General features: G+C 67.1%; 13 protein-coding genes. 6 read left to right on the top strand and 7 right to left on the bottom strand.

The genetic code is table 11. The annotated features are described in order from the left end of the window. The first annotated feature begins 107 nt into the window (after positions 1-107). Together O0K41_RS01135 and O0K41_RS01130 are read left to right on the top strand one after the other, a co-directional pair. Positions 108-527, top strand: a complete 420-nt coding sequence (locus O0K41_RS01135) for a lysozyme inhibitor LprI family protein (RefSeq protein ID WP_223017033.1) — start codon at positions 108-110, stop codon at positions 525-527. Between the two features lie 42 nt (positions 528-569). After that, on the top strand, positions 570-2,351 hold the full coding sequence (locus O0K41_RS01130) for a peptidoglycan-binding protein (RefSeq protein WP_062606025.1): 1,782 nt from the start codon (positions 570-572) through the stop codon (positions 2,349-2,351). Between the two features lie 293 nt (positions 2,352-2,644). Here the strand turns inward: O0K41_RS01130 and O0K41_RS01125 are convergent, their stop codons facing one another. After that, positions 2,645-2,833, bottom strand: coding sequence for a sulfate transporter (locus tag O0K41_RS01125; protein WP_239667405.1), 189 nt, complete (start codon positions 2,831-2,833; stop codon positions 2,645-2,647). 95 nt (positions 2,834-2,928) lie between these two features. Between O0K41_RS01125 and O0K41_RS01120 the strand changes: the two genes are divergently transcribed. Continuing rightward, on the top strand, positions 2,929-3,909 hold the full coding sequence (locus O0K41_RS01120; RefSeq protein WP_049449388.1) for a cation transporter: 981 nt from the start codon (positions 2,929-2,931) through the stop codon (positions 3,907-3,909). Between the two features lie 112 nt (positions 3,910-4,021). Continuing rightward, positions 4,022-4,447, top strand: a complete 426-nt coding sequence (locus tag O0K41_RS01115) for an organic hydroperoxide resistance protein (RefSeq protein ID WP_004153735.1) — start codon at positions 4,022-4,024, stop codon at positions 4,445-4,447. 147 nt (positions 4,448-4,594) lie between these two features. On the opposite strand, the gene mmsB is transcribed toward O0K41_RS01115, so the two are convergent. Genes mmsB through O0K41_RS01090 form a run of 5 tightly spaced genes read right to left on the bottom strand, consistent with a single transcriptional unit; the run spans position 4,595 to position 10,134 of the window. Then, positions 4,595-5,485 carry a 3-hydroxyisobutyrate dehydrogenase gene (gene mmsB, locus O0K41_RS01110; protein ID WP_049449384.1) on the bottom strand — a complete coding sequence of 297 codons (891 nt, stop codon included), beginning with the start codon at positions 5,483-5,485 and terminating at the stop codon, positions 4,595-4,597. Continuing rightward, complete coding sequence (locus O0K41_RS01105) at positions 5,482-6,657, bottom strand: enoyl-CoA hydratase/isomerase family protein (RefSeq protein ID WP_049449382.1); 1,176 nt, start codon at positions 6,655-6,657, stop codon at positions 5,482-5,484. Before O0K41_RS01105 ends, mmsB begins: the two co-directional genes overlap by 4 nt. Continuing rightward, on the bottom strand, positions 6,654-7,451 hold the full coding sequence (locus tag O0K41_RS01100) for an enoyl-CoA hydratase (RefSeq protein ID WP_049449380.1): 798 nt from the start codon (positions 7,449-7,451) through the stop codon (positions 6,654-6,656). Before O0K41_RS01100 ends, O0K41_RS01105 begins: the two co-directional genes overlap by 4 nt. Next, on the bottom strand, positions 7,448-8,614 hold the full coding sequence (locus tag O0K41_RS01095; protein WP_164221949.1) for an acyl-CoA dehydrogenase family protein: 1,167 nt from the start codon (positions 8,612-8,614) through the stop codon (positions 7,448-7,450). The genes O0K41_RS01100 and O0K41_RS01095 overlap by 4 nt, the downstream gene beginning before the upstream one ends. A gap of 14 nt (positions 8,615-8,628) precedes the next feature. Further along, complete coding sequence (locus O0K41_RS01090; RefSeq protein ID WP_012478809.1) at positions 8,629-10,134, bottom strand: CoA-acylating methylmalonate-semialdehyde dehydrogenase; 1,506 nt, start codon at positions 10,132-10,134, stop codon at positions 8,629-8,631. Between the two features lie 115 nt (positions 10,135-10,249). Here O0K41_RS01090 and O0K41_RS01085 point away from each other — a divergent pair, with 115 nt between their 5' ends. Continuing rightward, on the top strand, positions 10,250-11,617 hold the full coding sequence (locus O0K41_RS01085) for a short-chain fatty acyl-CoA regulator family protein (protein ID WP_049449378.1): 1,368 nt from the start codon (positions 10,250-10,252) through the stop codon (positions 11,615-11,617). A gap of 326 nt (positions 11,618-11,943) precedes the next feature. On the opposite strand, the gene O0K41_RS01080 is transcribed toward O0K41_RS01085, so the two are convergent. After that, positions 11,944-13,836: a patatin-like phospholipase family protein gene (locus O0K41_RS01080; RefSeq protein ID WP_033833254.1), complete on the bottom strand. Its 1,893-nt coding sequence runs from the start codon at positions 13,834-13,836 to the stop codon at positions 11,944-11,946. A gap of 187 nt (positions 13,837-14,023) precedes the next feature. Between O0K41_RS01080 and O0K41_RS01075 the strand changes: the two genes are divergently transcribed. Next, positions 14,024-15,079 carry a bifunctional nicotinamide-nucleotide adenylyltransferase/Nudix hydroxylase gene (locus tag O0K41_RS01075; RefSeq protein WP_164221966.1) on the top strand — a complete coding sequence of 352 codons (1,056 nt, stop codon included), beginning with the start codon at positions 14,024-14,026 and terminating at the stop codon, positions 15,077-15,079. Positions 15,080-15,127 lie beyond the last annotated feature (48 nt).

Genomic DNA, 15,127 nt, shown 5'->3' with positions numbered 1-15,127 from the left:
ACAATGACGGGCAACCGGTCACAGTTGTCGCGATTCGTTGACGACGACGAAATATTGACGCCGTTATAGTCCGTCGCTCGCAATGGATTGGACGTGTGGAGCAGATGATGCAGCACAAGCGTTTGAGCAGGACCCTCGCCACCGCGCTGGCGGTCGCCGTACTGGCCATCGGCACGGCAACCGCAGCACCGGCTGCCACCGGGCTGAGCCCGACCTTCACCACCTGCCGTGACAAGGCACAGGGTGCGATCGAGCAGGCCGCCTGCCTGACCTCGGAAAGCGCACGCCAGGACCAGCGCCTGAACCAGGCCTACCGCCAGCTGCAGGCAAAGCTGAGTGGCGCAAAAAGGACCAAGCTGGTGAATGCCCAGCGCGCGTGGCTGCAGTCGCGCAGCCGCGATGGCGAACTGGATACCGCGCTGTACGACGATTCGCAGCCCGGCAACCTGCAGGGCGAGCTGAACGATGTGATGCGCCTGAGCGCGCGTGCCGACCAGCTGCAGAAGTACCTGCAGCTGCTGGACTGACCCTTGAGGGGCAAACCCTCTGACTGCACAAGGATGTAAGACATGCCAACCAACATCGATACCCATGATCTCGATGCCACCTCCGGCGCCGTGTATTTCGCCGTCGGCCGTGGTACCGAAGGGGGTCCCGCCTCCTACCATCTGGCCATCGCCGGCATCACCCAGGGCGTGACCGAACCGCACTGGGGCACGGTGAACAAAGTCGCGCAGAACAGCGGTTACAGCCTGGGCGCGATCCAGGTCGACTTCGGCCAGCGCGGCGAGTGGGCGCTGGGCGCCATCGACGGCCACGCACTGAAGGCGGGCGAGACGACCTATGTCGACGCCGTGATCGATCAGGCCAGCACCTATGCCAAGGCGCACAACCTGCCCTTCACCCAGGACCACGCCGACCTGCGCCGCGACCTGCTCAGCCACGGCAATGGCCTGAGCGGGCGCAGCTCGATCCAGTTCATCGATACCAACACGCGCGACAGCATCAACGCCTGGGCCGGTTCGGCCGAGGGCAAGCAGTGGATCCACGCGAACATCGACTACCCGCAGGTGCGCAACGCCACCCGGATCGGCATGGCGATGGTGGACGCACACGGCAGCGGCATCGCCGAGGAAAACCGCTTCGAAGCGATCAGCCTGATCGCCAAGACCGCCAACCAGTTGCCCAGCCAGCTGCCCAAGCTGCAGAAGGTGCTGGAAGAAGGCGGTGACTACGAGGCGCTGCGCGCGAAGGCCGGGCAGATCCGCGAGACCTACCAGTACTTCGACGCGCCCAAGGCCGGCGACATCGCCGTGCGCTACGAAAATGCCTACGCCAACAACAAGGACGCAATGGACCGCGCCCATGCCAAGGTCAGCAGCCGCGACTACTCGCCCGCCGGTGAGCACAACGATGCGGACATCAAGGTGGCGCTGGACCAGATCGGCGCACCGCGCCAGCAAGCCGGTTCGCAGACGTTGAAGGAAGGGTCCAGCGGCCGTGACGTGCTGAAGCTGGAGAGCAATCTGGTCACGCTGGGCTATGCCAGTGCTGGCGGCCAGCAGACGCTGAATCCGGACCGGCGCTTCGATGCCACCACCCGCAAGGCGGTGGAAGACTTCCAGCGCGCACACAACCTGGACCCGGTGGACGGCAAGGCCGGGCCAGCCACGCTGGCCGCGATCGACCGCGACGCGCGCGAACTCCAGGGCAACCTGGCCGCGCTGGGGCTGACCGACGCCAAGGGCCAGGCCATCGGCAGCGATGGCTATCTGGGCGGTGGCAGCCGCCATGCGATCAACGCTTTCCAGCAGCAGCATGGCCTGCCCGCGACCGGCATTGCCGATGCGGAAACCCGCCAGGCGCTGGCCAATGAAGTGCAGCAGCGTGCGCAGGCACAGGGCAACACCCCGGGGCAGCAGGCCGCGGCCGAGCCTGCGCGCGAGACGGTGTACCCGATGTCCGACCCGCGCAGCCCGCAGAACTGGCTGTACACCGAGACCCTGGTGCAGGTGAAGTTCGCCGAGGAAGCGCGTGGCCTGCCCTCCGGCGAGCATAGCGAGAAGCTGGCCGCTGCGCTTACCGTGGAAGCTGCACGTGCCGGCCTGTACCGGGTTGATCGCGTTGAACTGAACCAGGATGGCTCGATGGCGCGCGCGGTGCAGGCCAATGCACTGCACGACGAAAGCGCGTTGAACCGCAATACCGCGCCGGTATCGACGGCGGACGCGATGCGCCAGAGCGTGCAGGAAAACAGCGAGCGGGCATTGCAGGTGAGCGATCAGCAGCGCGAGCAACAGAAGATCGACCAGCAGACCCAGCAGCACGGCCCGCGGGCCATGATGGCGTAAGAGAGCGGGCCCACGGGCCTGCGAGTGCCATTGCCTTGCTCACCCCTCGTCGGCTTGAGGCCGACGGGGGCATTGGTTGAGGTGCGTCGAGGATTGTCGCAAATGCGAGGTCTTGCGCCCGGGCGCGTGCTCACGCTTCGAGGTAGTCGGCCTCGCGGTGTAGTCGATCCGGTTTGATCGCGTCGACGCTTTGACGACAGATAAGTCCGTCCGGAGCTTTCCCCAAGTGATCAGTACCCGCCATCCATAGGCGGTCTGCTTCTTGAAACACTGCCGCCTCAGGCGGTCAGGTCTCACAGGTGGGCGTCGCGCAGATCAATCTGCACCTTCGGCGTCACGTGCTGATAATCGAACACCGCACCCAGAGGGCCGGCCGAGGCAAAGAACACCTGCCCACGCACGCGGTAGACCTGCGTGTCATCGGCATCGTAGCGCTGCATATCCCGCATGCGGCCGAGGAATTCGATGACCATGTTGGCCATGCCCTGGGCGGCGCATTCGCGATCACGCTCGCTGGGCCTCTCGTCGATGTCCTCAACGTTCTGCGACGCTGCCAGACAGCGGAAGGCAGCGAGGCATGCCGCCGCTCTACAATCGGGCCATGGCCACCCACCGCCCGCAGTTCTTCGACCCCGCCACCGAACAGGGCGTGCTGCGCCTGTCGATCGCCGCCTCGCTGCTGCTGGCCGCCGCAGCAGTGGTATTCGGCCTGCTGGCCAATTCCTCGCTGATCATCTTCGATGGCATCTACGGCCTGATCGACGTGGTGATGACCTGGCTGTCGCTGCTGGTGGCACGCCTGATCGCGCTGTCCACCCAGACCGATGCGTTGCAGTCGAGGCTCAACCAGCGCTTCACCATGGGTTTCTGGCACCTTGAGCCGATCGTGTTGGGGGTCAGCGGCACGCTGATGATCGGTGCGGCACTGTATGCCCTGGTCAATGCGGTGGATGTACTGATGTCCGGGGGCCGCCACATTGCGCTGGGCCCGGCCATCGCCTTCGCCGGGCTGTCCATCGTCGGCGAAGGCGCACTGGCCTGGTTCATCCTGCGCGCCAACCGCCGCATCGGCTCGGAGTTCATCGCACTGGATGCGAAGAACTGGGTGATCGCGGCCAGCATGTCGGCCTGCTACCTGCTGGCCTTCCTCGGCGGCGTGCTGGTGCAGGGCACGTCCTGGGCCTGGGTCGGGCCGTACATCGACCCGGCCATCCTTGCCTTCGTCTGCGTGCTGGTGATGATCGCCCCGCTCGGCACCGTGCGCCGGGCGCTGGCCGGCATCCTGCTGGTCACCCCGCCGGAGCTGCAGGCGCACGTGGATGCCGTGGCACGCGCGATCGTGGCCAAGCATGGCTTCGTCGAGCACCGCAGCTACGTGGCGCAGGTGGGGCGAGGTGAGCAGATCGAGCTGTTCTTCGTGGTGCCGGAAAACGACCCACCGCGGCCGCTGGTGGAATGGGACCAGCTGCGCGACGAGATCGGCGACGCGCTGGGCGAGGCCTCGCCGGACCGCTGGCTGACCATCATGTTCACCACCGACCGCGAGTGGACGATCTAGGCCGACAGGACGATCGATCAAGTTTTTCGTACGCCCTGCAACCCAACGTACGCGGAAACCGGGCAAAGTAGGCTCCAACGCAAACATCCACCCACCGACCAGGAGCATCCCGATGTCCATCGAAAAGGTTCTGTACACCGCCCAGGCCACCTCCACCGGCGGCCGTGAAGGCCGTTCCGTCTCCTCCGACAACGTGCTGGACATCCAGCTGTCGACCCCGCGCGAGCTGGGCGGCGCCGGTGGCCCGGGCACCAACCCCGAACAGCTGTTCGCCGCCGGCTATTCGGCCTGCTTCCTGGGCGCGCTGAAGTTCGTGGCCGGCCAGGCCAAGGTCGCGCTGCCGGCCGACACCACCGTGACCGGCAAAGTGGGCATCGGCCAGATCCCGACCGGCTTCGGCATCGAAGCCGAGCTGACCATCAACGTGCCGGGCGTGCCGCGCGAGCAGGTCGAAGAGCTTGTGCAGAAGGCGCACATCGTGTGCCCGTACTCGAATGCCACCCGCGGCAACATCGACGTGACGCTGATCGTTGCCTGACGGGGTGCTGCCGGCCAGCGGCCGGCACTACCAACGTAAAGAGCAAAAAAATGGGCGGATGCCGGTCGAAACCGAACATCCGCCCATCCCACCTTCGTTGTCCCACAGGGGGCATGAGGTTGCCGGCCAGCGGCCGGCACTACCAGGTCACTTCTCGCTGGTGATGAGCTGCACGACGCTGGAGAAATCCAGCTTGCCGCGGCCGGCCTGGTGGTTCATCGAGTACAGGTTGCGGGCCACTTCGCCCAGCGGAATCGAGGCACCGACACTCATCGCCGCTTCCACCGCCAGGCCCATGTCCTTCAGCATCAGATCGCTGCCGAAACCGCCGCTGTAGCCACGCGAGGCCGGCGCATTCTCCAGCACGCCCGGCCACGGGTTGCACACCTCGGTAGCCCAGCTGCGGCCGGTGCTGACCGCCATCATCTGCGACAGCACCTTCGGGTCCAGGCCGTGCGCCACGCCCAGTGCGATGGCTTCACCGGTCACCGCCATGATCACGCCCAGCGCCATGTTGTTGCACAGCTTGGCGACCTGACCGGCACCGCTGGCGCCAACGTGGAAGATGTTCTTGCCCATCGCCTGCAGTACCGGGCGGGCGCGCTCCAGCGCGTCCTCCTCGCCACCGACGATGAAGGTCAGGGTGCCCGCCTGTGCCCCTGCGGTACCACCGGACACCGGTGCGTCGATCATCTGCAGGCCACGTGCGGCGGCGGCTTCCGAGACCTTGCGGGCGCTGGCCGGTGCGATCGTGCTGCAGTCGATGACCAGTGCACCGGCGGGGATCGCGGCAAGAATGCCGTCGTCGCCCAGGTACACGCCTTCGACATGACGGCTGGCCGGCAGCATCGAGATCACCACCTCGGCATCGGCCAGGGTGTCGCGCGCCGACGCGGCGGCGCTGGCGCCGGCGTCGACAGCGGCCTGCACCGCGGCCGGGACCAGATCGAACACGCGCACGCTGTGGCCGTTCTTGACCAGATTGGCGGCCATCGGGCCACCCATGTTGCCCAACCCGATGAATGCAATGCGGCTCATGCAAGGCTCCTTTCAACAAGGGGAGTGCCCAGGTCGGCCAGCGGATGCGCGGCGTCGGCCCAGGGGGAAGCGAAGAAGGTGTCGGCCCACGCGCCGGTGGCCTCGGCCAGGGTGGCCGGGTTCCACTGCGGATTGCGGTCCTTGTCGATCAGCAGCGCGCGGATGCCCTCGGCGAAATCACCGTGGGCGGCGCAATGCAGGGCGACGATGTACTCCAGGCGATAGATCGCGGCCAGGTCCTGGCCGGCACTGCGGCGCTGCAGTTCGTACGCCAACCGTGCCGAACCCGGTGCACCGGCCGCAAGGGTCTTCTGAGCTGCCTGCAACCAGGCGTCGTCGGTCTGCAGGCTGGCAATGCGCGCAACGACGGCTTCAAGGTCATCGCCTTCGCACAACGCATCGACCTGCGCCGCGTGGGCCAGCAGTGGACCGGTGGCGGCATCACTGGCATGCGACTGCAGCAGATGGGTCAGGCGTTCGTGGTTGTGTGCGGAATCACTGGACCAGGCCACCTGCAGCAGCGCATCGAACACTGCACTGCGGCGCTCTTCGGCCACGTGCACGTCGGCCAGGCCGGCGTAGATAGCGTCGCCCGGGTTGAGCAGCGCGCCGGTCAGCGCCAGGAACAGGCCGCCCTTGCCCGGTACGCGCGGCAGCAGCCAGCTGCCACCGACATCGGGGAACAGGCCGACGGTGATTTCCGGGAAGGCCAGCTTGGAGCGCTCGCTGACCACGCGGTGGCTGGCGCCGGACATCAGGCCGATGCCGCCGCCCATCACGATGCCATGGCCCCAGCACAGGATCGGCTTGGCGTAGGTGTGGATGAGATGATCGACGCGGTATTCAACGTCGAAGAACTCGGCGGCGTAGTCGTTCTCGCGGATGTCGCTGCGGCCAGCCTCGCGGAAGGCAACCATGCTCTTGTACAGGCTGTGCAGGTCGCCGCCGGCGCAGAACGCCTTCTCACCGGCACCCTGCAGCACCACCATGGCGATGCCGTCGTCATCGGCCCAGGCATTCAGCTGCTTCAGCAGCAGGTGCGCCATCGGCAGCGAGAAACCATTGAGCGTGCGCGGCGCGTTGAGCGTGGCGATGCCGATGCGCGTGCCGTTGCCGGCCACGCGCTCTTCGAACAGCACCGGTGCGTCGTCGGCAGCGGTGTCGGTGCTCATGCGTTCTTCCACTGCGCGGCGCGCTTTTCCAGGAAGGCGGTCACGCCCTCGACCTGATCAGCGGTATCGAACAGGTCGACGAAGGCTTCGCGCTCGGCCACCAGCGCCGAGGCGTGGGTGCCGGTGCGGGTGGACTGCACCAGGGTCTTGCAGGCGGCGATGCTGGTCGGGCTCTGCTTGCCGGCCTTCTTCGCCCATTCCAGGGCCAGTGCCTTGGATTCGCCCTTGCCGACCTTTTCTTCGGCCAGGCCAATGCGCAGTGCGGTCTCGGCATTGATGCGCTCGCCCAGCAGGATCATGCGCTTGGCCCAGCCCTCACCGACCAGGCGCGGCAGGTTCTGGGTGCCACCGGCGCACGGCAACAGGCCGACGGTGGCCTCCGGCAGCGCGACCTGGGCGTGGTCTTCGATGATGCGCAGGTCGCAGGCCAGTGCGCATTCCAGGCCACCGCCCATGGCATAGCCGTTGATCGCGGCGATCGACACACCACGGAAACCGGACAGCGCTTCGAAGGCTTCACCGAAACGGCGCGCGGCCTCGCGTGCAGCGGCCTTGTCGCCGGAGGCGAACTGGTTGAGGTCGGCACCGGCGGAGAAGAACTTCTCGCCGTCACCGGTGATCACCAGCGCGTAGATGTCGCGGTCTGCGTTGAGCGCACCCACCAGGTCGCGCAGCGCCGACAGGCTGTGCACGGTCCAGGTGTGCGCCGGCGGGTTGTTCAGGGTGACCACGGCGGTGTGACCATCCACCTCCACCTTCAGGCCCACGTGCTCCTGGGTACGCCAATCCTTCATCGCAGTTCCTCTTCGGTGTTGAGCAGGTGACGGGCAACGATCACCCGCATGATCTCGTTGGTGCCTTCCAGGATCTGGTGCACGCGGCAGTCACGCAGCAGGCGCTCGATCGGGTATTCGCGGATGTAGCCGTAGCCGCCGTGGATCTGCAGCGCTTCGTTGCAGACGTTGAAGCCGGCATCGGTGGCGAAGCGCTTGGCCATCGCGCACCACACGTTGGCGTCGCTGGCACCGGCATCGAGCTTGCGCGCGGCGGTGTGCACCATCTGCCGGGCGGCGACCAGCTGGGTGACCATGTCGGCCAGCTTGAACTGCAGCGCCTGGAACTCGGCCAGCGCCTTGCCGAACTGGCGGCGCTCGCCCATGTAGCGGCGTGCGGCATCCAGCGCACCCTGCGCGGCACCCAGCGAGCAGGCGGCGATGTTGATGCGGCCGCCGTCCAGACCCTTCATCGCCAGCTTGAAGCCGCCGCCTTCCTCTCCCAGAAGGTGGCTGACCGGCACGCGGACGTTTTCGAAGGTGATGCCACGGGTGGGCTGGCTGTTCCAGCCCATCTTCTCTTCCTTGCGGCCGAAGCTGATGCCCGGCAGGTCCGACGGCACCGCAATGGCGCTGACACCGCCGGCACCGGCACCACCGGTGCGCGCCATCACCACCAGCATCTCGGTGGCACCGGCGCCGGAAATGAAGGCCTTGGAGCCATTCAGCACATAGAAGTCGCCATCGCGCACGGCGGTGGTCTTCAGCGAGGCCGCATCGGAACCCGCACCCGGTTCGGTCAGGCAGTACGAGGCCAGCTTGAGGCCCGAGGACAGATCGGTGCCCCACGCATCGCGCAGGGCCGGCTGGCCCCACTTGGACACCATCCACGAGGCCATGTTGTGGATGCTGATGTAAGCCGCGGTCGACGGATCGACGTTGGCGAGCTCCTCGATGACGACGGCGGCGTCCAGTCGGCTCAGGCCGCTGCCGCCCACTTCCGGGTCCATGTACAGGCCGCAGAAGCCCAGTTCACCGGCCTTGGCGATCGCCTCGCGCGGAAAGATGCCCTCCGCATCCCATCGCGCGGCGTGCGGCGCCAGTTCGGCCTGTGCGAAGTCGCGCGCCGCCTCGCGGTACGCCTGCTGCGCTTCTTCCAGTTCCGTCGTCATCGAGTGGCTCATGGCTGCTCCTGCCGTTACTTCAGGCTGATCGTGGTGTTGACGCCGTGGCTCAGCGTCTCGTCATCGAACCAGCGCGCGGTGACCGTCTTGGTCTGGGTGTAGAACAGCACCACCTGCTTGCCATACGGGCCCAGGTCACCCAGCTTGGAGGCGCGCGAACCGGTGAACGAGAACAGCGGCACCGGCACCGGGATCGGCACGTTGATGCCGACCTGGCCGACGTCGATGTCTTCCTGGAACTTGCGCGCGGCCGCGCCGGACTGGGTGAACAGTGCGGTGCCGTTGCCATTCGGGTTGCTGTTGACCATCGCGATGGCGTCTTCCAGCGTTTCTGCTTCGAGGATGACCAGCACCGGCCCGAAGATTTCTTCCTGGTAGATGCGCATGTCGGTGGTGACACCGGCAAAGATGGTCGGGCCAACGAAGTTGCCCTTCTCGAAGCCATCGACCTGCGGCTTGCGGCCATCGAGCACCAGCTTGGCGCCCTGCTCCACGCCCGAGGCGATCAGGCCTTCCACGCGCTCGCGGGCGCTGCAGGAAATGACCGGGCCGACGTCGGTGCCGGACACGGTGCCGGCGCTGACCTTCAACGTCTTGGCCTTTTCGACCAGGTCCTGCACCCAGTTGCGCGCCTCACCGACCAGCACCAGGGTGGAGGCGGCCATGCAGCGCTGGCCCGCGGCACCGAAGGCGGCACCGACCATTGCGTTGAGGGTCTGTTCCTTGTTGGCGTCCGGCAGCACCACGGCGTGGTTCTTGGCGCCCATCATGCACTGCACGCGCTTGCCGGCCAGCGAGGCACGGTTGTAGACGTGGGTACCGACGCGGGTGGAGCCGACGAACGACACGGCCTTGATGTCCGGGTGGTCGCAGATCGCGTTGACCACTTCTTCGCCGCCGTGGACGACGTTCAGCACGCCCTTCGGAATGCCGGCTTCCAGGGCAAGCTCGACCAGGCGCATGGTGACCATCGGGTCCTGCTCGGACGGCTTGAGGATGAAGGTGTTGCCCGTTGCAATCGCCATCGGGAACATCCACAGCGGGATCATCGCCGGGAAGTTGAACGGGGTGATGCCAGCGCACACGCCCAGCGGCTGCATGATCGTGTAGGTGTCCACGCCATTGGCCACGTTGTTGGCCAGCTCGCCCAGCTGCAGGTTGCCGATGGCGGCGGCGTGCTCGACCACTTCCAGGCCACGGAACACATCACCTTCGGCGTCCGGCAGGGTCTTGCCCTGTTCGGCGGTGAGGATGTGGGCCAGCTCGCTCATGTTCTCGCGGATCAGCTGCTGGTACTTCAGGAAGATGCGCGCGCGGGTGCCGATCGGGGTCTTGCGCCAGGTCTTGAAGGCTTCCTTGGCGGCGGCGACGGCGGCGTCCACTTCGCCGGTGGTGGCGAACGGCACCTTGGCCAGCACGTCCTGGGTGGCCGGATTGATCACGTCCTGCCAGTGGGAGGTGGCCGATTCAACGAACTGGCCATCGATCAGCATGCGGATACGGGGCGCTGCAACAGTCATGACGACAATCCCACGGGGTGCGAAAGATGCTTGGCATTATTCACAGCAACCGACTCGATTTCCGGGCTGAATCCGCTTAATCTGGCCAACACGCCAGACGATTCATGTTAATTCTGTGAATTATTCAGCCACCCAGCGGCAGCTTGGCCTGCGCTTGCTACGGCTGCGCGAGCAGCGCGGCTACAGCCAGGTGGACCTGGCCCGCGCCTTGGGCCTGTCGGCCAGTTACCTGAACCAGATCGAGCGCAACAAACGCCCACTCACCCCGGCCGTGCAGAAGAAGCTGGGCGAGGTACTGGGCGATGTTTCCTCACTGTTCGACGAAGATGAACCCGCTGCCCTGCAGGAAGCACTGGGCGAGACCCTGCGCGACCTCGGCTTGGCCGACGTCAGCGCGACCGAGCTGCGCGCCCTGGCCGGCAACCTGCCGCAGGTCAGCCGCGCACTGCTGGACCTGCACCGCCGCCACCTGGCGCTGCGCGAGCATGCCGCCGCGCTGGAGTTCCAGCTGGGCGAGCCCGGTGCCGGCAGCACACTGCCGGCCGGCGACCAGGTACGCGAGTTCTTCAACCGCATGCACAACCACATTCCCGAGCTGGACGAGCTGGCCGAGCGCCTGTTCGCCGAGTGGGGGCTGTCACCCGGGCATGTGGCACCGCGGCTGCGCCAGCTGCTGGCCGACCGCCATGGCGTGCTGGTGGAAGTGGCCGCCCTGCAGGCCGGGCGCGAGAAACGACAATACGATGCCGGTGCGCGGCGGCTGTGGCTGCCCGATTACCTGGAGCCCGGCCAGCAGGCGTTCCAGATGGCGGCCGAGCTGGCCCTTCACGGCTACCTGCCGCAGATCGATGCGGTAGTGGCGCGCGCTGGCTTTACCGATGAGGCACGCATCGCGCAGGCGCGGATTGGCTTGTCGAATTACTTCGCCGGTGCGTTGGTGATGCCGTACATGCGTTTCCTGCGTGCGGCCGAGGCCAGCAGTTACGACATCGAGCTGCTGGCGCACCAGTTCGGCGTGGGCTTTGAAGCGGTCTGTCATCGGCTGAGCACGTTGGCGCGGCGCAGCGCGCCCGGGCTGCCGTTCTTCTTCATCCGCGTGGATCGCGCCGGCAACGTCTCCAAGCGCCATTCGGCCACCGACTTCCACTTCTCGCAGGTGGGAGGGTCGTGCCCGCTGTGGATCGTCTACGAGGCGTTCAACCAGCCCGGCCGCATCCTCACCCAGACCGCGCGCATGCCCGATGGGCGGCGCCACTTCTGGCTGGCGCGGCAGGTCAGCAGCGGGCCGGTGGGCCATGGCCAGCCACGCAAGACCTTCGCGGTGGCGCTGGGCTGCGACCTGCAGCACGCCGAACGACTGGTGTATTCGCTGGGGCTGGATGTACAGAGCCCGGGGAACTCGGTGTCGATCGGGCCGGGTTGCCGGGTGTGCCCGCGCGAGGACTGCATGCAGCGCGCGTTCGCGCAGTTGCCGGGGCGGTAGGGTTGGTTCGGCAGGGCTGCGCCCTGCACCTGCGGTAGTGCCGGCCGCTGGCCGGCAACCTCAAAAGCAACAGCGGGCTTTCCGTGGGATGGCGGGGCGGTGTCGGATTGCGGGGACGCCGTGAACCCGTCCCTGAAGTGCCCCCCCGGCATCCATGCCGCGGACACCCCGCAATCCGACACCACCCCGCCTTCGACAGTTTCCTCCTGCTGCTGGAACCTGATGCTGATGCTGATGCTGATGCTGATGGTGGGTGCCGACCGTTGGTCGGCACGCTCTGGCCCTGCGCGAAATGCATCCACGCATGGCGTGGATCTACTGCCGGCTCAGTAGATCGGCGTGACCTTCATCTGCGGCAGCGGACGCGGTGCTCCGTCGGTAAGGTCCGGGCCGAGGTCTTCCCAGGTACGTCCCTGCTCGACCATCAACCCCCACAGCTGCTGCGAGGCCAGCCGCTTGTCTTCCGAGCCCAGCTTGTACGACGGCGGTGCCGGTTCCCCGCGGGCAACCATCGCGTACGCCGCGCGGTAAGCCAGTACCTGCTGCGCCGGATCATCGGTGCGTGCCACTTCCAGCGTGTAGCGCTGGTAGGCCGAGGCCAGGTTGCGCCAGCGGATCCAGTAGTGATTCTCGAACGAGAACGAACAGAAGCGCGCACCGGCGAGGCTGCCCTTGTCGGCGATGCGGGTCAGCACCTCCTGCGGCATGTCCAGGTTCATGCCGCCCTCGTCGCCCTGCAGGCTGACGTGCACGATGCGGTCGCGGTAACCCGGCGCGCGCGCCTGCAGCAGATCGCGCCAGTTCTGCATGGTCGCCACCACCGCGAACAGGAAGCGGCCCAGCTCGGCGGCCGCCAGCGGTGTGGCGATCGACTGGTAGGTGCGCTGCCAGCCGTGTCGGTTCTCGGTGGGCAGGAACACCGCGTGCTCCAGCGACTGGCGGCCACTGCTGCCGTGGTTCACCTCTTCGGCGTGCTGCGGGTAGACCAGATTGATGGCGAAGGTCGGCCAGCGCGGCAACGCGGCATCGAACAGATGGATCGGGAAATTGCTGCTGATGCCACCATCGGAGAACCAGCAGATGCGGAAGGCGGTGATCACCGGGCCGCAAGCCTGCCCGGCGCTGGTCAGCCCTTCCATGCTGTCGGCCACGTTGTGCTCGGGGTCGGCCGCCGGCGCGGTCGGCTCGCAGCGTCGTTCGCGGCGTGAGGGTTCATGCAGCGGCACCGCGCTGATCAGCAGCGGGAAGCTCAGGCTCATGCGCGTGGCCACCAGCACCGGCAGCTTCGGGCCCGGCGGCAGGTGGTAGTACTGCCGCCCTTCCACCTCCAGCGGCGGGCCGGCCTGCGTCACCAGCCACTGCACCACGCTGGCCGGGAACAGCTGCTCGAATTCCTCGCGCAGGAACCAGAACTGCGCGCCGCCCAGCGGCAGCGTGCGCGGCTCGTTGTGCGACACGCAGGTGGTGATCATCTGCAGGCTGATCGCATGCGGGCTGTCCGGCTCGCCGGCATAGCGCGGCGCATCGTGCAGGTCGGCGAAGGTGAGCGGTGCATCCAACGGCTTGCCGGACAACTGCTGCAGGCATTCGTGCAGCCACTCGGTCAGTGCCGGCGTGCGAGCATCGCGGCCGAGGCCGCTGCACAGGCCCAGCAGATTGCGTCGCGCCACGCGTGCCACACGAAGCGCGGCACCGGCCACACCCGCACCGTACGCACACAGCAGCGACGGCAGCAGCGTGGCCGCCACCCCGCTCCAACCACCGCCCCACCAGCCCAGGCCGAGCAGCAGCGCCAGCGACACCAGCACTTCCAGCGGCGCGATCTCGAACACGGCAACGGCCAGGCACAGCAGCTTGTGCGGCAGGCTGGCATTGCCGGTCAGCACCACCAGCAGGCGATAGGCCGCGCGTGCGCCGCGTGCGGGCTGGAACAGGCTGTAGATGAAGCCGCGCCGCGACAGCTGCGCCGACACCGCCGACAACCCGCCATAGCCTGCATCGCCGGGCAGGTGCTCGCCGGCCTGCTGGCGACGATCACCGCAGGCCGCCGCCGCCGCCACGGCGGCGGCGATGGCGCCGGCCGAAGTGCCGCCGATGCTCTTGAAGCGATACTCGCGCGCCAGCGCCAGTACCGCATTGGGGTACACGATGCCGCTGGTGATGCCGCCTTTCATGACCAGATCGCAGTACTTATCCGCCACTGTCTTGCCCCCGAGCATGCCGTCCGCCGCGTGGGTGCCAGTATGGCGCAGGGGCTTCTCAGGGCCTGAGAACAACGGCGCAGTCCGCGCACGCAATGTGCCGTTCAGCAGAAAGCACGGCTGCAGGCTTGACCCGCCCCGCCATCGGCGTAGCATCTGCAGCAAGCCAAGGGACAGACCCGCGGCTGCCACAACGACATGAGGGATTCTCATGGAATTCGACTATCTCGTCTTCATCGGGCGATTCGAGCCCTTCCACAACGGCCACGCCGCCGTTGCCCGCCTGGCCCTGAGCCGGGCCCGCAAGCTGATCTTCCTGGTCGGCTCTGCCGATACCCCCCGCAGCCTGCGCAATCCCTGGACCGTGGCCGAACGCGCCGTGATGATCCAGGCCGCCCTCGATGGCCACACCGACCGTCTGCTGATCCGCCCGCTGCGTGACCACCTGTACAACGAAGCGCAGTGGATCGCCAACGTGCAGCGCCAGGTGGCTGAAGCCCTGCGCAACGACGGCGCCGCCGCCGATGCGAAGGTGGGCCTGATCGGCATGGACAAGGACGCGTCCAGCTACTACCTGCGCGAGTTCCCGCAGTGGCCGCTGGTGGACGTGCAGCACACCGCCACCCTGTCGGCCACCGAGCTGCGGCGCTACCTGTTCGAAGCCGGCGACGTCGACTTCCACGGTGCGCTGCTGATGCTGCGTGGCAATGTGCCGGGGCCGGTGTACGACATGCTTGAAGCGTTCCGCAAAAGCGCGCCTGCCTATGGCCAGCTGGTGGCCGAGTACCGCTTCATCGAACAGTACAAGGCCGGCTGGAAGGATGCGCCCTACGCGCCCACCTTCGTCACCACCGATGCGGTGGTGGTGCATTCAGGCCACGTGCTGCTGGTGCGTCGCCGTTCGGAACCCGGCAAGGGGCTGTGGGCGCTGCCTGGCGGCTTCGTCGGCCAGGAGCAGAGCCTGCTCGACAGCTGCCTGCGCGAACTGCGCGAGGAAACCCGGCTGAAGATTCCGCTGCCGGTGCTGAAGGGATCGCTGAAGGGCCAGCAGGTCTTCGACCACCCCGACCGCAGCCAGCGCGGCCGCACCATCACCCACGGCTTCCACTTCGAGTTTCCGGCCGGTGACCTGCCGCCGGTGCGCGGCGGCGATGACGCTGACAAGGCGCGCTGGATCCCGGTGAGCGAAGCCCTGGACATGGGCCCGCAGCTGTTCGAAGACCACCTGCACATCCTGGAGTATTTCCTCGGCCGCGGCTGACAGGCCCGGCCTCCCCACTGGCGGATAGACCGCTGGTGTCACTCGACG

This window comes from Stenotrophomonas sp. Sm2128 (genome assembly GCF_030985535.1).
In the GTDB taxonomy this organism is placed as follows: domain Bacteria; phylum Pseudomonadota; class Gammaproteobacteria; order Xanthomonadales; family Xanthomonadaceae; genus Stenotrophomonas; species Stenotrophomonas maltophilia.
Note: the sequence above shows the minus strand (reverse complement) of the source record. Positions and strands in the feature narration are given on the sequence as shown.

Excerpts from the sequence above, each read along its gene's own strand:
- O0K41_RS01135 (WP_223017033.1), top strand. The coding sequence starts at position 108 with ATGCAGCACAAGCGTTTGAGCAGGACCCTCGCCACCGCGCTGGCGGTC.
- O0K41_RS01130 (WP_062606025.1), top strand. The coding sequence starts at position 570 with ATGCCAACCAACATCGATACCCATGATCTCGATGCCACCTCCGGCGCC.
- O0K41_RS01125 (WP_239667405.1), bottom strand. The coding sequence starts at position 2,833 with ATGGCCAACATGGTCATCGAATTCCTCGGCCGCATGCGGGATATGCAG.
- O0K41_RS01120 (WP_049449388.1), top strand. The coding sequence starts at position 2,929 with ATGCCGCCGCTCTACAATCGGGCCATGGCCACCCACCGCCCGCAGTTC.
- O0K41_RS01115 (WP_004153735.1), top strand. The coding sequence starts at position 4,022 with ATGTCCATCGAAAAGGTTCTGTACACCGCCCAGGCCACCTCCACCGGC.
- mmsB (WP_049449384.1), bottom strand. The coding sequence starts at position 5,485 with ATGAGCCGCATTGCATTCATCGGGTTGGGCAACATGGGTGGCCCGATG.
- O0K41_RS01105 (WP_049449382.1), bottom strand. The coding sequence starts at position 6,657 with ATGAGCACCGACACCGCTGCCGACGACGCACCGGTGCTGTTCGAAGAG.
- O0K41_RS01100 (WP_049449380.1), bottom strand. The coding sequence starts at position 7,451 with ATGAAGGATTGGCGTACCCAGGAGCACGTGGGCCTGAAGGTGGAGGTG.
- O0K41_RS01095 (WP_164221949.1), bottom strand. The coding sequence starts at position 8,614 with ATGAGCCACTCGATGACGACGGAACTGGAAGAAGCGCAGCAGGCGTAC.
- O0K41_RS01090 (WP_012478809.1), bottom strand. The coding sequence starts at position 10,134 with ATGACTGTTGCAGCGCCCCGTATCCGCATGCTGATCGATGGCCAGTTC.
- O0K41_RS01080 (WP_033833254.1), bottom strand. The coding sequence starts at position 13,836 with ATGCTCGGGGGCAAGACAGTGGCGGATAAGTACTGCGATCTGGTCATG.